Source organism: Psychrobacter sp. 1Y4, assembly GCF_051847555.1.
Genome location: NZ_JBPYDE010000335.1, coordinates 1 through 841 on the forward strand (window position 1 = coordinate 1; position 841 = coordinate 841).

2 protein-coding genes are annotated in these 841 nt (G+C 39.8%); both read right to left on the minus strand.

Features of this window, described 5'->3' with window-relative positions; genetic code table 11:
* Positions 1–627: DNA-formamidopyrimidine glycosylase family protein (locus ACS8FC_RS16155; RefSeq protein ID WP_439297521.1), on the minus strand; the 627-nt coding region annotated here is incomplete at its 3' end.
* A 40-nt stretch (positions 628–667) separates the two neighbouring features.
* Positions 668–841, minus strand: a 174-nt coding sequence (locus ACS8FC_RS16160; RefSeq protein ID WP_439297522.1) for an ACT domain-containing protein, incomplete at its 5' end; no start/stop codon positions are given.

Below are 841 nucleotides of genomic sequence, written 5' to 3' on the forward strand. Positions count from 1 at the left end.
ACCTACCACGACTTTTTGTTCCATAATGACAGATTTGATAGCTCGTACGATGGACTGTGCTCGTTTGGTCGTGGGGCTTTTATTAGAGCTTGTATCGCTATGATCTTTATTAGATAGGTTATTACGTTGAATAACGTTATACAAATACTCTGCGGTAAAATCTTCTGAGAGTGGCTCAGGGCCTAAGTGGTCCAGTAATTTGCTACCGTAATCTCTATACCATAATACTGAGCCAAATCGCCTTGGATCGTAATAATGTAGCTGAGATTTTGCGTTTTCAGAATCCCTAAATACTACTATTAGATGATCATGTTTACGTTTGTCAGTGCCATAACTGTGCTGCTGTAAACTACCTGACATGCCTAAATGAATCAAAAGCTTAAGTGGTGCTACCATGGCATCATTATCGTTAGGCACTATGGGCAAAAAGTTAAGAACAAGATATTTTGCTCGGCGTTCAACGCCATCTAACGTGTAATCAACCAGATTACTTAAGTCATCTGGCATCGCCCAACGTAGCTTTGGTTGAAAGACTTTTATGTCAATCACCTGTTGTCCTAACAATGGTGCAAGGCTAGTCTTGGTGGTTTCTACTTCTGGCAATTCGGGCATGATGTTTTGTGACAACTCTATTTGTGAGTGAATAATTGGTAGCTTAGCATTTCAATTAAGCCACAGCGCGACGAGCATGCAAGATACCATGCTGTTGTTCTAGTTTGGCGAGTAGTTTAGATAGATGCGCTAGCCCTGAAACTTCGATATGAAATTTCAAAAAGGCGATATTATCATCGTTACTAAGCGTTTCAACTTTGCGGATATTGACGTTTTCTTTATCAATAAT